Raw genomic sequence first — 15,000 nt, 5'->3', positions numbered from 1 at the left:
CGGATCACGGCAGAACTGCTGTCGTTTGCCGGATGCCACGGCTTTGAGAAAAGCTGTTTGAAATTGCCGGGCGCGGATAGTGGCTCTTTTGGGCACCGCGATCAGCCATTCGGATTAAGCCGGAATAACCATTTTGCCTGTCGTGGCTTGTTGTGACGGGTCTGCCATGATGCGCGATGGCTTCACCGACGCTGTCCAAGCCGTTCGGATGCTCAAGGACGATATCTTTTCTAGAGGAGGAAGCCATGGGCACTCGTGCAACGATTATTCTCGTGGCAGGTCTCGTCCTCGCGCAGGCCGCCTGCGCAGTCCAGGCGCAGAGCGATTCTCCGCGTCGTGCCGTGCTGGACTCGGCGTCAACGCCAATCGGGAAAGTTGTGGCGGCCGATGGCTCGGTCATCATCGAGCATGCGGGTGCCGCCATTGTCCAGGCAAACGTCGCGGGCGACGCCATCCAGACGAAGATCGGAGATCCCGTCTATTCGGGCGATGTGGTCCGAACCGGTGCCGACGGACGGGTCGGCATCAACTTTGTCGATGGAACTTCGTTCAACCTGTCGAGCAACGCCCACATGACGCTGGACGAATATGTCTACGACCCGACTGGGAAGTCCAATTCGACGGTTTTCAATCTGACCCGGGGGACGTTCGTTTTTGTTGCCGGCCAGGTTGCGAAGACCGGCGACATGAAGATCGAAACGCCGGTTGCCACGATGGGCATTCGAGGGACCACACCTCACGTCGAAATTTCGGACGACGGAACCACCAGATTCTCCACTCTCATCGAAGAGGGCAAGAACAAATATACGAAGAAGTCCGGCGCAGCGGGGGCGCCCAAAGCCGAGCAAAGGGTCGAGCACAGGCTCAATCTGAACATTTGCCGCGGCTGCTAGAATTGGTGCTAACCGTGCCATCGCCAGATCTCAGAAGATCGGGAGCCTGACATGGAAGCAAGGTCCTCCATCGCTGAAGGCGGAATCGCACTTGTCGTCTTGCTGTTGGTCGGCCTGCCGGTCGCAGCCCAGAACGCCAAGGTGAAGGACAGCTATCTCAGCAAGATCGAATTATGCAACGGGACCGGTGCCACCCCGCTCGATACCCGGATCGACGCCTGCACGGCTTTCATAGAGGCGCGTCAAGGTCCGACCACAGCTCTGGCCATCGCCTATAACAATCGCGGCAACGCCTACACCGCAAGGGGCGACTATGACAGGGCGCTCCGCGATTTCGATCAGTCGATCACACTCAATCCGACATACGCGAAGGCTTTCAACAACCGCGGCGTGGCTCATCTGAGGCAAGGCGAATTTGAACTCGCGATCGAAGCCTTCGATAGTGCGATCAAGCTCGATCCCGGCTACGGCGCTGCCTTCGTCAACCGCGCCGGAGCCTATCTGAAGAAGAAGGACCACCAGCGCGCGGCGCGCGACTACGACGAGGCAATTCGCCTCCAGCCCGACCTGCAGTCCGCATGGAGCGGACGATGCTGGACCCGGGCCGTTCTCGGCGCCTGGCAGGCGGCGCTGGAGGATTGCGACAGAGCGCTTCAATCGGGATCGACCAGCGCTGCCGTGTACGATTCGCGCGGACTAATCCACCTGAAGATGGGTGAATTCGGCGCCGCGATCAACGACTACAATTCTGCCCTGCGAGCTGCCCCGGCATTGGCCAGCGCGCTTTTTGGCCGCGGGCTTGCCAAACTGAAGCAAGGCGACGGGGTTGGCGGGGATGCCGACATTTCGGCAGCCAAGACAATTCAGGGGAACATCGGCGACGAGTTCACACGTTTTGGCGTCGCTTCCGACTGAGTTGGCCTGGTCACGCGGAACGAATCGGAGGTGCATATGGATGCAAGGTTCGCGCTCATTCGAGCTCACGACGACAGCATTCGCCGCTATCAGCGGTTGTTGAACACGCAGCTGACGGATCTCGAGCGTGAGTACATCGAGAGTCGAATCTCGGAAGAGCGATCGAGCATGCAGTCAGTTCGCGAAGCGCAAGGCGAGATAAGCTTCTTGCCGGCCAATGGCGGCGCTTGATTGGCCGTCTTTTTGCGCCCACGCGGCCGATGACGGTGCGCGCGAGGACGGGGCGTTAACACCTCCTTAACCCTTTGCTTCCCAGATTCGGCGCGCGAACGTCTCGGTCCACGAGCGAGGCGTCGCGTCCCCCTGTGCGCGATCAAGTCCTCATTACAGCATTAACAAGTCCTTAATTGGCAAAACCTACAGTCGACGGCACGGGCCGGCGCCAGTGCCGGCATGACCCGCCGAACCGGAAGAAATGCCGCCAATGGCGCAGAAGGCTGCCGCTGGATTTGTGTCGCGAGCCCGCGCTTTGGCGCAGGCGCTGTCGCGTCATATTAGCAAGGCACCCGTGCTGGCTGCCTGCCTGCTGATCGGCCTTCATCATGGTGCCCGAGCGGCCGATACGGTTCGGGGCGAGGCGAGCTTTTCAGCCGGCGGTGGTTTTGCCCGTCTCGTGATCAAGCTCGGCGAAGACGTGCCCTCCGAGGTGACGACCGCCGGTTCCATCCTCATCATCCGCTTCGATCGTCCCGTTGACGTTCCCGTCGACCGGGTGCCGGAAGGCGCACCCGACTACGTCAACTCGGCCCGGCGCGATCCCGACGGCAGCGCGATCAGGCTGTCGCTGGCGCGTCGCGTCACCGTCAACACCATGAATGCCGGCGAGCGTACCTTCGTCGATCTGATGCCGGAAGGCTGGAAGGGGCCGCCGCCCAGCCTGCCTCAGGAGGTGGTCAAGGAACTCGCCGAGCGCGCGCGCGCTGCCGAACGCGCGCTGCGCGCCCAGCGCGCGGCGGCCGAAGGCAAGAAGCGTCCGCCGATCCGCGTGCGCGCCTCGATGCAGCCGACCTTCGTGCGCTTCGTGTTCGAGATGCCCGACGGCGTCGGTGTCTCCTCCGTGCTCAACGAGCAGAAGCTGACGCTCGCCTTCAACGCCAATCTCAGCTTCGACCTTGCAGATGCCGTCGTCGCCGCGCCGCCGAACGTCGCGTCGATCAAGCAGAAGTCCGATATCGACCAGACCAGCGTCGAGATTGCGCTGATCGGCGATTCCGACGTGCACTCCTTCCGCGACGACAAGAACTACGTCGTCGACATCGCCTTCCAGCCCGACAAGGGCAAGACGGCGGCAACACCTGAAGCGGCGATCGCGAAGGCCGAAGCCAGCGGTCACGGGCCGGCGTCGGCCACTGAAAAGCCGGCGGCCGCAAAGCCGAAGGACGCCCATGGCGAGATCAAGCCGCCGACCTCGGAGACGATCGCGCGCGAAGCCAAAATTGACGTGAAGCCCGAGGTGAAGCCGGAAGCGCCCGCGGCGATGCCGCCCGCCGAGGCGCCAAAGCCGGCAGCGGCAATAAATTCGACCGAAGCTCCGCGCGTCACGGAAGCGCCCAAGCCCGCGCCACCCGCGACGGAAGCCGCCGTGCCTGCCGCTCCTGCCAAGCCCGTGGTGACCGAAGCGCCCAAAGAGGCCGTGAAGGAAGCCGCGAAGGAACCGATTAAGGAAGAGCCCAAGGAAGCTGCCAAGGAAGCACCGAAGGAAGCGACCAAGGAAACGCCTAAGGAAACGTCCAAGGCTGCGCCCGTCGAAGCCCAAGCTTCGCCACCGCCCGCTGCGGCGAGTGTCGATGCGCGGCGTGACAGCGACGGCCTGAGCGTGACGTTCCCGCTTCAGGTCTCAACGCCCGCCGCCGCGTTCCGCCGCGGCGACACGGTGTGGCTGGTGTTCGACTCGCCAAAGCCGATCGACGTCGAAGCGATCCGCACCAAAGGCGGTGCCATGATCGGCGAGGTCAGCCGCATGCCGCTCGAGAAGGGGCAGGCGGTGCGCATCCGTCTCACCCGTCCGCTGGTCTATTCGCTGACCAGCGAGGAGGTCGGCAAGGAGACCAACTGGCTGCTCACGCTCGCCGACAAGATCCAGGCAACGCCGCTGCCGCTGATGATGTCGCGCAACATCACCGATCCCGCGCTCGCCAACATCGCGATCCCCTTCGCCAATCCGGGCCTGATGCACAAGCTCACCGATCCCGACGCCGGCGACATGCTCTATGTCGTCACCGCGCAGCGGCCGGTTCGCGGTTTCATCAAGCGGCAGGATCTCGTCGATCTCTCGCTGCTGGAATCTGCCCACGGCATCGCGATCCGGCCGAACTCCGACGAGGTCGGCGTCGAGGTCGGATCGGACAAGGTCATCCTCGGCAAGAAGGGCGGCCTGACGCTGTCGCCGGTCGACGTTTCGGCCGAGCGCGCACCGACTGCGGTGCGGCCGGTCTTCAATCCCGAGGGCTGGCGCAAGGGCCAGTCGGAAGAGTTCTGGACGCGCCAGAGCGAATTGATTGCGGCGATCTCCGCCGTCGAGCCGGCACAGCGTTCGCTGCCGCGGCTCGACCTCGCGCAGTTCTACATGTCGCGCGCGATGTATCACGAAGCCAAGTCCGTGACCGAATTGATGCTGAGCGATCCCCTCAACAAGGAGGAGAGCGGCGCGTTGATCGTGCATGCGATCTCGAGCATCCTGATCGGACGGCCTGCATTAGGCCTGAAGGATCTCGCCAATCCCGTGATCGGCAACAGCCACGACTCGCAGCTCTGGAAGGCGCTCGCCTATGCGCGCCAGGGCAAATGGGCGGATGCCCGCGAGAAGTTCAAGAATGTCGAATTCGCCATCGCCTCGCTGCCGCTCGACATCCAGCGCATCGTGACGATGGATGCGATGCGCGCCTCGCTCGAGGTGAAGGACTATGCCGGCGCCTCCAAGCGCCGCGGCGAGATCGAGGTGGTCGGCGTGTCGCCGGAAGCTGCGCCCGGCTTTGCCGTGTTGCGCGGCCGGCTCGCCGAGGCGCTCGGCCACGACAAGGACGCGCTCGACGACTACAAGTTCGCGGGCGCCTCGAATGACCGGCAGGCAGCGGCGGAAGCCAAGCAGCTCGAGGTCGCGCTGCGGCAGAAGCGTGACGAGATCAGCAAGGAAGACGCGCTGAAGGAGCTCGAGACGCTGTCGATGACGTGGCGCGGTGACGCGATCGAGGTCAAGACGCTGCAGATGCTGTCGCAGCTCTATTCCGAGAATGGGCGTTATCGCGATGCGCTCACCGCGGCGCGGACCGCGACCAAGCTGCAGCCGAATGCGGAAGCCTCGCGCCAGGCGCAGGATCTGGCCTCTGATCTGTTTACGCAGATCTTCCTGGGGCCGAAGGGCGACGAGCTGCCGCCGGTCGAGGCGCTCGGGATGTTCTATGAGTTCCGCGAGCTGACGCCGATCGGCCGCCGCGGTGACGAGCTGATCCGCCGCCTGGCCGATCGTCTCGCCTCGATCGATCTGCTCGACCAGGCCGCCGAGCTGCTGCAATACCAGGTCGACCACCGCCTCGAAGGTGCCGCGCGCGCGCAGGTCGCCGCGCGCCTTGCCATGATCTACCTCGCCAACCGCAAGCCCGACATGGCGATCACGGCGCTGCGCGCGAGCCGCATCAGCGATCTCTCCGGCGAGTTGCGACAGCAACGCCTGCTGCTGGAAGCGCGCGCGCAGAGCGACGTCGGCCGCCATGATCTCGCACTCGACATCGTCTCCAACGTCAGTGGCCGCGAGGTGCTGCGGCTGCGGTCCGACATCTTCTGGGCAGGTCGTCGCTGGCGCGAATCCGCCGAACAGATCGAGCTCTATTACGGCGACCGCTTCCGCGACTTCAAGCCGCTCAATGCGGTGGAGAAGAGCGACATCATCCGCGCCGCCGTCGGCTATGCGCTGGCCGACGACTCGATCGGGTTGTCACGCTTCCGCGAGAAATACGCACCCCTGATGAGCGAGAGCGCGGACCGGCTCGCCTTCGACATCGCCAGCAAGCCGGCCGCGGCGTCCAGCGCCGAATTCGCCGACATTGCAAAACTCGCCGCAAGCGTCGACACGCTCGATGGCTTCCTCCGCGAGATGAAGCAGCGCTTCCCCGACGCCACCGCCCGCGCACCGGCCGCCCCGCAGGCCAAGGACGAGACCGATCATACCGGCTCGCTGCCGACGATTCCGGTCGTGCGGCAGATCAAGATGACGCGATAGAGCATGATCCGGAAAAGTGCGCCGCGGTTTTCCCTCGCGACAAACGCGGAACGCGTTTGCGCGGAGATCATGCTCAAACAATAACCTAAAGCGCGTATCGCGCTTTAGGAACCCTGCTACTTCTGGCCTCTCGACAGGCGCCGGGCGAGACGGCAACCTGTGTATCTTCACGCCGGGAGAGCGACGATATGAGCAAGCCTGCCAAGACCGAAGCCGAACTCATCGCCATGGCGCGTGCCGAGTTGAAGGTCCATACCGACGGCCCCGAGGGCATGTCCATCTCGATCGTCCGCGACGGCGACAGCTGGGAGTTCCGCGCCGATGCCGACCAGGCGACGCGCGCCAAGCCCGGCTTTCCCGAAAGCGTCGCCATGCTGGTGCAGATCGGCGATCACCTCAGCAAGCAGTATGACGTGAAGTAAGGGGGCCTGCGGAAATCGCGGCGACTACCCCCCGTAACTCTGCACCAGGCTTCCCGCCACCAGCGACCAGCCGTCGACCAGCACGAAGAAGATCAGCTTGAACGGCAGCGAGATCGTCGCTGGCGGCAGCATCATCATGCCCATCGACATCAGCACCGAGGCGACGACGAGGTCGATGATCAGGAACGGGAGGAACAGCAGGAAACCGATCTCGAAGGCGCGCTTCAGCTCGGAGATCATGAAGGCGGGGACGAGGATGCGCAGCGCAAGCTCATCGGGCGTCGCCGGCGGCGGCTCGCCGGAGAGATCGAGAAACAGCTTCAGATCCTTCTCGCGCACGTTCTTCTGCATGAAGCCGCGCAAGGGCACGGAGGCGCGCTGGAGCGCGTCCTCGACGCCGATCTGGTTGGCGACGAGCGGGCGGATGCCGTCGTCGTAGGATTTCTGCAGCACCGGTCCCATCACGAAGAAGGTGAGGAACATCGCCAGCGCCAGGATCACCGAGTTGGGCGGCGCTGTCGCCGTGCCCATCGCGGTCCGCAGCAGCGACAGCACGACCACGATGCGCGTGAACGACGTCATCATGATCAGGATCGACGGCGCGATCGACAGCACCGTGAGCAGCGCGATCAGCTGGATCGCGCGCTCGGTGACGCCGCCACCGCCAGCACCGCCGCCGCCGAGATTGATGCTGATGTCCTGCGCATGCGCAGGCGAGGCAAGCAAACCCGTGGCGAGCAAGGCCGCGGCGATCAGAACAGAAGGGACAAGAACTCTACGCGGGAAGGACGGCAGCCTCACGAAGACGGCTTCGGACGGCCGAGCAGCGAGGCCATCTCGTCTTCGAGATTTTCAAAGCTGGTCTTTTCCGGAGCCGGTCTGGCCGGCGGCGCGGGAGGGGCCGGCGGCTCAACGCGGGCGGCGCGCGGCGGAGCGGCGGGCGGCTCCGGCGCAACCGGCGGGGCGATGGTCTCGCCGGCCGGACGACGGAGCGCCGCCTCGAGGCGCTGGGCCATCTCGGCGAGATTTTGCTCGGCACTCGACGGCGCGGCGGCAGGGGCCGGCGGCGGAACGGGCGGAGCCTGTAGTCCCGGCGGGGCCTGCGGCACGGGCGGCGGAGGCGGTGGCGCGGCTGCGCGCTCGGCACGCACCGGCGGCACCTTGGCCGGCTCGCTCGCGCGCGGCGGGCGCGGCATCAACGGCGGCTCGCTGCGCGCAACGCGCGGCGGCATCGGCTCGGGGCGGGGCTCACGCTCGGGACGCGGCGGCATCGGTTCCGGCGAAAAGCTGCCGAGGGCCGGTTCGCTGCGGCGTTCGGCCAGAGCGGGCGCCGGCCGGCGGACTTCGTCGGCGAAGGGCGGACGTGCGGGCCGCGGCGGCGGCTCGGGCATCTGCGGCTCGGGATGGTCGAGCACTTCGGGGCGCGGCGCTTCGTCGGCCCAGCTGCCGGCATCGGGCATTGGGGCGAGGCGCGGCGGCTCGGCGGCGCTGGGACGCTGCGGAATCTGGTCGCGGCCGGCTGCGGCGCGCACGATATTCGGTTCGACGACGATGTCGGTCGGGCCGCCGATCATCAGGAGATGTTCGACATTGTCACGGCGCACCAGCACCAGGCGCCGGCGGCCATCGACGGCGGCCGCGTCGATCACGGCAAGCCGGGGCATCCTGCCGCGCTGGGTGTTGGCGCCGAGCCGGGTGGTCGCGAATCGGCGGACCAGCCACGCCGCGACGCCGATCAACGCCAGCACGACGATGAACGCGACGATGAAAGTGATAGGGCTACCGTTCATACCTGTCCCCGGTAAATGGCGCTTCTCTCGTGCCCATGGTCAGCCAACCACCGGCGTGCGATGCCCCAAAAACTGCGATCTCTTAACGTTCCGCGGCAAGTTTTGCCGTCCCCAACCCTTAATAACCTATGAATCGCCCGATCCAAAACGACTTCTTGGCCTGTGCGTGGGCCGCCAAGCGGTTGGGTTAATACGGCTTTTGGAATGCGTAGAATCACGGGGGGACACAATGCGTGTCTCAATCGGAAACACGCATCTGCCTCGCCTTAACCACCTGTTAACCATACACGCGGCAAATTCTGCCTAGCTTCGGGCCACACTCCGCACTTGGGGTCCGCAAGAGGCGGAAGGAGCCGCAACGATGTCCATCAACGATCTTCCGGTGCTGTCGGCGCTTCGCACCAAGATGCAGTGGCACCAGGAACGCCAGCGCGTCCTGTCCGAGAACGTCTCCAATTCCGACACCCCCAATTTCCGCCCGCGCGAGCTGGTCGAGCCGAAATTCGACAAGACCGGCGCTCCGGCGGGCTCGATGGGGCCTCTCGCCATGGCCGTCACGAGCGCTTCGCACATGACGCCGTCAGGCGCGGCCTCGAGCTTCGACCAGAACAAGAATGCGGGCTTCGAGACCCGTCCGGCGGGCAACGCCGTCAATCTCGAGGAGGAGATGATGAAGTCCGCCAACAACCAGATGGATTATGCGGCCGTCACCTCGCTCTACTCGAAGAGCCTGCATCTTCTGAAGACCGCGATCGGCAAGGGCTAGGGCTAGGGGAGCCGCATCATGGCGAACGACAGCAGTGACTTTGCCCGCTCGATGGCGATCGCGACCTCCGGGTTGCGGGCGCAGGCCGGGCGCATGCGGGTGATCTCGGAAAACATCGCGAATGCCGACTCGACCGCGCCGACCGCGGGCGGCGATCCCTATCGGCGCAAGGTGCCGACGTTCTCCTCGGCGCTCGACCGTGCGCTCGACGCGCAGGTCGTGACGCTCGGCAAGATCAAGCCCGACCAGTCCAACTTCCGCGTCAAATACGAGCCGAGCAATCCGGCGGCGGATGCCACCGGCAACGTCAAGTATCCCAACGTGAATTCAGTGGTCGAGATGACCGACATGCGCGACGCGCAGCGGTCCTACGAGGCCAATGTCAACATCATCAGTGCAACGCGCCGGATGATCCAGCGCACGCTCGACATCCTCAAGAGCTGAACAGGAAACCCTAGGCCATGGCAACACCGACAATCGCGGCCAATGCTTATGCCAACCTTGCCCGCGTGCTGGAAAACACCGGCGCCGGCAAGGGCAGCGAGGCGAGCGGGCAGTCCTTTGCTTCGCTGCTGAAAGACGCGGTTGGCAGCGTCATGGAATCCGGCCGCAAATCGGACGCGCAGACCGTCGCAATGGCCTCCGGCAAGGCCAACGTGATGGATGTGGTGACGGCGGTCGCCGACACCGACGTCGCGGTGTCCACGCTGGTCTCGGTCCGCGATCGCGTGATCGCGGCCTACGAAGACATCATGAAGATGCCGATCTGACGAGAGCGGTGAGTAGCGAATGGCGAGTGGGGAGTTGCTCCCATTCGCCATTCGCTACTCACCATTCGCAGCCATCAAGACAACCAACAACGGAATTCTGCAATGACCGGACCCGAGACCCTCGACGTCGCGCGCGATGCGCTCTGGACCATCGTGATCGTGTCGTCGCCGCCCATGGTGGTCGGCCTCGTGGTCGGCGTCATCGTGTCGCTGTTCCAGGCGCTGACCCAGATCCAGGAGCAGACGCTGGTCTACGTGCCGAAGATCCTGGCCATCTTCGCCACAATGCTGCTGGCGCTGCCGTTCATGGCCGACGCGCTCCATTCCCACATGATGCGGATCTCGTCGCGAATCATCGGCGGGTAAGGCACAATGCGCCCACCATGCGCATCGACGTCTCGCTGCTGCCGGCGCTTGCCGCGGCCTTCATGCTCGCCTTCGCCCGGGTCGGCGCGATGGTGATGCTGCTGCCGGGGCTCGGCGAGACCAACATCCCGACGCGGGTGAAGCTGTCGATCGCGCTGCTGCTGACGCTGATCATCCTGCCGCTGCATCGCAACGCCTATCAGGTCGACATGGGTTCGCTCGCGCCGATGCTGGTGCTGATGCTGCATGAGATCGTGATCGGCATCGTGCTGGGCGCGATCGCGCGCGTGACGCTGTCGGCGCTCCAGGTCGCCGGCGCCGTGATCGCGCAGCAGATGGGGTTGGGCTTCGTGACCTCGGTCGATCCGACGCAAGGGCAGCAGGGTGTTCTGGTCGGCAATTTCCTTACCATGCTGGGCGTGACGTTGCTGTTCGCCACCGACAGCCATCATCTGGTGATCGCTGCGTTGAACGACAGCTACGCGATCTTCGCGCCGGGCGAGACGGTGTCGAGCGGCGACATCGCCTCGCTTGCCACGCGGGCTTTCTCGGCCGCGTTTCTGCTTGGCTTGCAGTTGTCGGGGCCGTTCCTGGTGTTCGGCCTCGTCTTCAATATCGGGCTCGGCGTGCTGGCGCGGCTGATGCCGCAGATGCAGGTCTATTTCGTCGGCGTGCCGCTGTCGATCTTTGTGGGTTTCATGGTGCTGGCCCTGGTGCTTGCGGCGATGATGGGCACTTATCTCGACTACTTCATCGGTGTCATGCACCAGATGCTTCCGTTGAAATAAGAGAGATCGATGGCGGAAGACAACGATCCAGAGAGTCAAACAGAAGACCCGACGCAAAAGCGCCTCGAACAGGCGCTCGAACGCGGCGACGTCGCCAAGAGCCAGGAGATCAACACCTGGTTCATGATCGCGGGCGGCACGCTCGTGGTTTCGACCTTCTCCGGCTCGGTCGGCAGCGGCCTCTTGACGCCGTTGCGCAACCTGCTCGCCAATTCCTGGATGATCAAGACTGATGGCGGGAACCTGCTCGCGTTGATGCAGCAGATCGAGGTCGCGGTGTTGGCGGCGGTCGGCGTGCCGCTCCTGATGCTGGTGATCGCGGCCATCGCCGGCAACATGCTGCAGCATCGGCTGGTATGGTCGGCGGAATCCCTCACGCCCAAATTCAGCAAGCTCTCGCCCGCTGCCGGCTTCAAGCGCATCTTCGGCAAGCAGGCGGGCGCCAATTTTCTCAAGGGCATCGGCAAGCTCATCGTGCTCGGCGTGGTCATGACCACGATCCTGTGGCCAGAGCGGCATCGCATGGAGGCGATGGTCAAACTCGATCCGGCCGCGATGATGGGCGCCATTACCAGCCTGACCGTTCATCTGCTCGGCGCGGTGGTCGCAGCGCTGGCGATCATCGCCATCGGCGACTATTTCTTCCAGTATCGCAGCTGGTTCCAGCGGCAGAAGATGTCGCTCCAGGAGATCAAGGAAGAGTTCAAGCAGTCCGAAGGCGACCCGCACATCAAGGGCAAGCTCAGGCAGTTGCGCCAGCAGCGCTCCAAGAAGCGCATGATGGCTGCGGTTCCCAAGGCCTCCGTGATCATCACCAACCCGACCCACTATTCGGTGGCGCTGTCCTACGAGCGCGGCATGTCGGCGCCGATCTGCGTCGCCAAGGGCGTCGACAATCTCGCTTTCAAGATCCGGGAGATCGCGCGCGAGCACGACATTCCGATCGTCGAGAACGTGCCGCTGGCCCGCGCGCTGTACGCCACCGCCGAAATCGACAAGGAAATCCCTGTCGAGCACTACCATGCGGTCGCCGAAGTCATCGGCTACGTCATCCGGCTGAAGCGCGGTTTCAGCGCCGCGCGGCAATAAAACCCCCGAAAAGTACCGGAAATGGCTGTAAACTGGGAATCAGCGTACGTTTCGCCCCTGCCGCCCTTGCGTCCGCGGGTCCAATTCAGGCAGGGAGGACCCCACGCGCCGCGTAGCGCGCTGATTCTCTGCCGACAGGCTGCACAAGCGTGAAATGACCGCCGAGACCGACCACGACCTGTCACGCGAGCCCGTTGCGGCGCATGAGCCGTCGCCGCGCTCGGGCAGCATTGTGCTGGTGCTCCTGGTGGCCGCCGGCCTTGTCGCGGTCGCCATCGGGTTGATGACGCTCGGGCGCGCGCAGGCGCAGCCCTATATCCTCGGCATCCTCGCCGTGCTGGCGATGATCGGCCTGTTCAATCTGTTCGCCTTCGCCGCCGGCATCATCCGCTTCGTCGATCGCAGCCTCGACGATCCCGTGATGGGCCGCATCGCCGATCACGCCTTCGACGGCCTCGCGGTGACCGATCCGCGCGGCCATGTGGTCTATTCCAACGCGGCCTATCTGACGCTGACCGGCGCCTCCGGCCCGCAGGACGTGCGGCCGGTCGAGCGCGTCTTCATCGGCAATCCCGACGTTTCGGAAGCCGTGTTCCGCCTGCTCAAAGCGGCGCGCGAAGGAAAACGACAGCAGGAAGAAGTGCGCATTTCCGGCCAGGACGGCAGCCATGGGCGCTGGTTGCGCATGCGCGTGCGTCCGCTCGGCACCGGGAAGCGCGAAGCCAAATATGCGGTGTGGTCGATCGCTGACATCACCCGCGACCGCGAACGCCAGGAGGACGTGTTCCAGGAGCTTCAGCACGCGATCGAGTATCTCGATCACGCGCCGTGCGGCTTCTTCTCGGTCAATCCCGCCGGCGAGCTCGCTTATGTCAATGCGACGCTGGCGAACTGGCTCGACTATGATCTCGCCGAGATCGGCTCGGGCGGCTTGAAGCTCGCCGACATCGTCTCCGGCGACGGCGCTTCGCTGCTGAGCGCGATCGTGGCGGTGCCGGGCGAAGTGAAGACCGAAGTCTTCGACATCGATTTGCGCATGCGCACCGGCAAGACGATGCCGGTCCGGCTCTATCACAAGCTCGCCTTCGGTGCCGATGGCGCGCCGGGGCCGTCACGCACGCTCGTCATCAGCCGGGCACGCGACGAGCGCAGTGATCCCGATCGTGCCGCCGAAGTGCGCTTCATGCGCTTCTTCGACCACACCCCGATGGCGATCGCCACCGTCGAGCGCGGCGGCAACGTCGTGCGGGCGAACGCGCGCTACGCCAAGCTCGCGCAGGGCCTCGGGCTCGACAGCGCCAGCAAGTCGATCTTCCGCGCCGTCAACGCGCGCGACCGCCACCTTTTGATTGCAGCCATCAATCAGGCCGCCGAAAACCAGGCCGACATCGCGCCGGTCGAGGTGGCGCTGGAGGGGACCAAGGAGCGCTGGGGCCAGTTCTTCGTCACGCCGGTCGATGCGGCCGAGAACGACGCCGAAGCCGCGATCGTGCACATGCTCGAGACCACCGAGCGGCGCGCGCTGGAGAACCAGATCAACCAGTCGCAGAAGATGGAGACGGTCGGCCAGCTCGCCGGCGGCATCGCTCACGACTTCAACAACGTGCTGTCCGCCATCATGATGGCGAACGACTTCCTGCTGAACGCGCACAAGCCGACCGACCCGTCGTTCCAGGACATCATGCAGATCAAGCAGAACGCGACGCGGGCTGCGACCCTGGTGCGTCAGCTGCTCGCATTCTCGCGGCGACAGACGCTGCGGCCGCAGGTGCTCGATCTCGGCGATGCCTTGTCCGATCTCACCATGCTGCTGCGCCGGCTGATCGGCGAGAAGGTCAAGCTCGACCTGATCCACGGTCGCGATCTCTGGCCGGTCAAGGTCGACGTCTCCCAGTTCGAGCAGGTCATCGTCAATCTCGCGGTGAACGCGCGCGACGCTATGCCCGACGGCGGCAAGCTGATCATCCGCACCGCCAATGTCGCGACCGACGAGGCAGGCAAGCTCGCCTACAAGGGCATGCCGGCGGCGGACTATGTGCGGATCGAGGTCGCCGACACCGGCACCGGTATCCCCGCCGACATCCGCGACAAGATTTTCGAGCCGTTCTTCTCGACCAAGGAAGTGGGCAAGGGCACCGGCCTCGGGCTGTCCACCGTCTACGGCATCGTCAAGCAGACCGGCGGCTTCATCTACGTCGATTCCGAGCCGGGTCAGGGCACCTCGTTCCACATCTTCCTGCCGCGCCATCACGCCGAGCCGGAAGTGCAGGTCGAGCAGCCCGCGGCGGTTGCCGCGACCAATGGTGCTGCGAAGGAAGCTGCACCTGCAGCCGCGGAGGCGAAGCCGCGCACCGATCTCACGGGGCAGGGCACCATCCTGCTGGTCGAGGACGAAGAGGGTCTGCGCGCGCTGAACGCACGCGGCCTGCGCTCGCGCGGCTACACCGTCGTCGAAGCCGAGAACGGCGTCGAGGCCATGGAGGTGCTGGAGGAGCAGAGCGGCGGCATCGATCTCGTCGTCTCCGACGTGGTGATGCCGGAGATGGATGGGCCGACGCTGCTCAAGGCGATGCGGGAGAAGAACCCCGACATTCGCTTCATCTTCGTCTCCGGCTACGCCGAGGATGCCTTCGAGAAGAGCCTGCCCGAGGGCCAGCAGTTCGACTTCCTGCCAAAGCCGTTCACGCTCAGCCAGCTCGTGGCGGCGGTGAAGGAGACGATGACGAAGCAGGGGTGAGGCTCAGCTGTCGTCCTGGCTTTTGCCAGGACGACATCGCGGATATCGCATTGAACCCGCCGGTAATCCGCGACCACAGTTCCCTCCCGCATTCGGCCAACTCCCCGGCAAATATGGGCTTTTGCCACATCCCCGCGACTGAGGGCCGCAGCCGGGGGTTCCGAAACCGGCTTCCTTTTTGTAGAAGG

General features: G+C 64.7%; 15 protein-coding genes. 12 read left to right on the top strand and 3 right to left on the bottom strand.

Going from position 1 to position 15,000, the window contains the following annotated elements; all coding sequences use genetic code 11:
- Window positions 1-4: 4 nt before the first annotated feature.
- Entirely contained in the window at window positions 5-247 is a 243-nt protein-coding gene (locus NLM31_RS29045; protein ID WP_254194481.1) for a hypothetical protein, read from the bottom strand.
- Between NLM31_RS29045 and NLM31_RS29040 the strand changes: the two genes are divergently transcribed.
- The 5 genes from NLM31_RS29040 to NLM31_RS29020 all read left to right on the top strand — a co-directional run bounded on the left by NLM31_RS29040 (window position 246) and on the right by NLM31_RS29020 (window position 6,506).
- Complete coding sequence (locus tag NLM31_RS29040; protein WP_254194480.1) at window positions 246-893, top strand: FecR domain-containing protein; 648 nt, start codon at window positions 246-248, stop codon at window positions 891-893. The genes NLM31_RS29045 and NLM31_RS29040 overlap by 2 nt on opposite strands.
- A gap of 141 nt (window positions 894-1,034) precedes the next feature.
- Window positions 1,035-1,808: a tetratricopeptide repeat protein gene (locus NLM31_RS29035; RefSeq protein ID WP_254194479.1), complete on the top strand. Its 774-nt coding sequence runs from the start codon at window positions 1,035-1,037 to the stop codon at window positions 1,806-1,808.
- Window positions 1,809-1,844: 36 nt separating this feature from the next.
- Window positions 1,845-2,039, top strand: coding sequence for a hypothetical protein (locus NLM31_RS29030; RefSeq protein ID WP_254194478.1), 195 nt, complete (start codon window positions 1,845-1,847; stop codon window positions 2,037-2,039).
- A gap of 253 nt (window positions 2,040-2,292) precedes the next feature.
- Window positions 2,293-6,084, top strand: a complete 3,792-nt coding sequence (locus NLM31_RS29025) for a tetratricopeptide repeat protein (RefSeq protein ID WP_254194477.1) — start codon at window positions 2,293-2,295, stop codon at window positions 6,082-6,084.
- Window positions 6,085-6,272: 188 nt separating this feature from the next.
- On the top strand, window positions 6,273-6,506 hold the full coding sequence (locus NLM31_RS29020; RefSeq protein WP_254194476.1) for a hypothetical protein: 234 nt from the start codon (window positions 6,273-6,275) through the stop codon (window positions 6,504-6,506).
- 24 nt (window positions 6,507-6,530) lie between these two features.
- Here NLM31_RS29020 and fliP read toward each other — a convergent pair whose 3' ends face one another.
- Both fliP and NLM31_RS29010 read right to left on the bottom strand, forming a co-directional pair.
- Entirely contained in the window at window positions 6,531-7,307 is a 777-nt protein-coding gene (gene fliP / locus NLM31_RS29015; protein WP_148778219.1) for a flagellar type III secretion system pore protein FliP, read from the bottom strand.
- Window positions 7,304-8,296, bottom strand: coding sequence for a flagellar biosynthetic protein FliO (locus tag NLM31_RS29010; protein WP_254194475.1), 993 nt, complete (start codon window positions 8,294-8,296; stop codon window positions 7,304-7,306). The genes fliP and NLM31_RS29010 overlap by 4 nt, the downstream gene beginning before the upstream one ends.
- 361 nt (window positions 8,297-8,657) lie before the next feature.
- Between NLM31_RS29010 and flgB the strand changes: the two genes are divergently transcribed.
- The 7 genes from flgB to cckA all read left to right on the top strand — a co-directional run bounded on the left by flgB (window position 8,658) and on the right by cckA (window position 14,812).
- On the top strand, window positions 8,658-9,062 hold the full coding sequence (gene flgB, locus NLM31_RS29005; RefSeq protein WP_254132569.1) for a flagellar basal body rod protein FlgB: 405 nt from the start codon (window positions 8,658-8,660) through the stop codon (window positions 9,060-9,062).
- An 18-nt stretch (window positions 9,063-9,080) separates the two neighbouring features.
- Window positions 9,081-9,506 carry a flagellar basal body rod protein FlgC gene (gene flgC, locus NLM31_RS29000; protein ID WP_254194474.1) on the top strand — a complete coding sequence of 142 codons (426 nt, stop codon included), beginning with the start codon at window positions 9,081-9,083 and terminating at the stop codon, window positions 9,504-9,506.
- A 17-nt stretch (window positions 9,507-9,523) separates the two neighbouring features.
- Window positions 9,524-9,832, top strand: a complete 309-nt coding sequence (gene fliE, locus NLM31_RS28995; RefSeq protein WP_200473261.1) for a flagellar hook-basal body complex protein FliE — start codon at window positions 9,524-9,526, stop codon at window positions 9,830-9,832.
- 102 nt (window positions 9,833-9,934) lie between these two features.
- Window positions 9,935-10,198 carry a flagellar biosynthesis protein FliQ gene (gene fliQ / locus NLM31_RS28990; protein ID WP_254132567.1) on the top strand — a complete coding sequence of 88 codons (264 nt, stop codon included), beginning with the start codon at window positions 9,935-9,937 and terminating at the stop codon, window positions 10,196-10,198.
- A gap of 17 nt (window positions 10,199-10,215) precedes the next feature.
- The gene (fliR, locus tag NLM31_RS28985) at window positions 10,216-10,986 is read left to right on the top strand and encodes a flagellar biosynthetic protein FliR (RefSeq protein ID WP_254194473.1); all 771 of its coding nucleotides are present in this window, start codon (window positions 10,216-10,218) and stop codon (window positions 10,984-10,986) included.
- A 9-nt stretch (window positions 10,987-10,995) separates the two neighbouring features.
- Entirely contained in the window at window positions 10,996-12,075 is a 1,080-nt protein-coding gene (gene flhB, locus NLM31_RS28980) for a flagellar biosynthesis protein FlhB (protein ID WP_254194472.1), read from the top strand.
- A 154-nt stretch (window positions 12,076-12,229) separates the two neighbouring features.
- Window positions 12,230-14,812, top strand: coding sequence for a cell cycle histidine kinase CckA (gene cckA / locus NLM31_RS28975; RefSeq protein ID WP_254194471.1), 2,583 nt, complete (start codon window positions 12,230-12,232; stop codon window positions 14,810-14,812).
- The last annotated feature ends 188 nt before the right edge of the window (window positions 14,813-15,000 follow it).

Source organism: Bradyrhizobium sp. CCGUVB4N, from assembly GCF_024199945.1.
In the GTDB taxonomy this organism is placed as follows: domain Bacteria; phylum Pseudomonadota; class Alphaproteobacteria; order Rhizobiales; family Xanthobacteraceae; genus Bradyrhizobium.
This window is presented reverse-complemented; position numbering and strand designations above follow the sequence as displayed.

Excerpts from the sequence above, each read along its gene's own strand:
- NLM31_RS29040 (WP_254194480.1), top strand. The coding sequence starts at position 246 with ATGGGCACTCGTGCAACGATTATTCTCGTGGCAGGTCTCGTCCTCGCG.
- NLM31_RS29045 (WP_254194481.1), bottom strand. The coding sequence starts at position 247 with ATGGCTTCCTCCTCTAGAAAAGATATCGTCCTTGAGCATCCGAACGGC.
- NLM31_RS29030 (WP_254194478.1), top strand. The coding sequence starts at position 1,845 with ATGGATGCAAGGTTCGCGCTCATTCGAGCTCACGACGACAGCATTCGC.
- NLM31_RS29025 (WP_254194477.1), top strand. The coding sequence starts at position 2,293 with ATGGCGCAGAAGGCTGCCGCTGGATTTGTGTCGCGAGCCCGCGCTTTG.
- NLM31_RS29020 (WP_254194476.1), top strand. The coding sequence starts at position 6,273 with ATGAGCAAGCCTGCCAAGACCGAAGCCGAACTCATCGCCATGGCGCGT.
- NLM31_RS29010 (WP_254194475.1), bottom strand. The coding sequence starts at position 8,296 with ATGAACGGTAGCCCTATCACTTTCATCGTCGCGTTCATCGTCGTGCTG.
- flgB (WP_254132569.1), top strand. The coding sequence starts at position 8,658 with ATGTCCATCAACGATCTTCCGGTGCTGTCGGCGCTTCGCACCAAGATG.
- flgC (WP_254194474.1), top strand. The coding sequence starts at position 9,081 with ATGGCGAACGACAGCAGTGACTTTGCCCGCTCGATGGCGATCGCGACC.
- fliE (WP_200473261.1), top strand. The coding sequence starts at position 9,524 with ATGGCAACACCGACAATCGCGGCCAATGCTTATGCCAACCTTGCCCGC.
- fliQ (WP_254132567.1), top strand. The coding sequence starts at position 9,935 with ATGACCGGACCCGAGACCCTCGACGTCGCGCGCGATGCGCTCTGGACC.
- fliR (WP_254194473.1), top strand. The coding sequence starts at position 10,216 with ATGCGCATCGACGTCTCGCTGCTGCCGGCGCTTGCCGCGGCCTTCATG.
- flhB (WP_254194472.1), top strand. The coding sequence starts at position 10,996 with ATGGCGGAAGACAACGATCCAGAGAGTCAAACAGAAGACCCGACGCAA.
- cckA (WP_254194471.1), top strand. The coding sequence starts at position 12,230 with ATGACCGCCGAGACCGACCACGACCTGTCACGCGAGCCCGTTGCGGCG.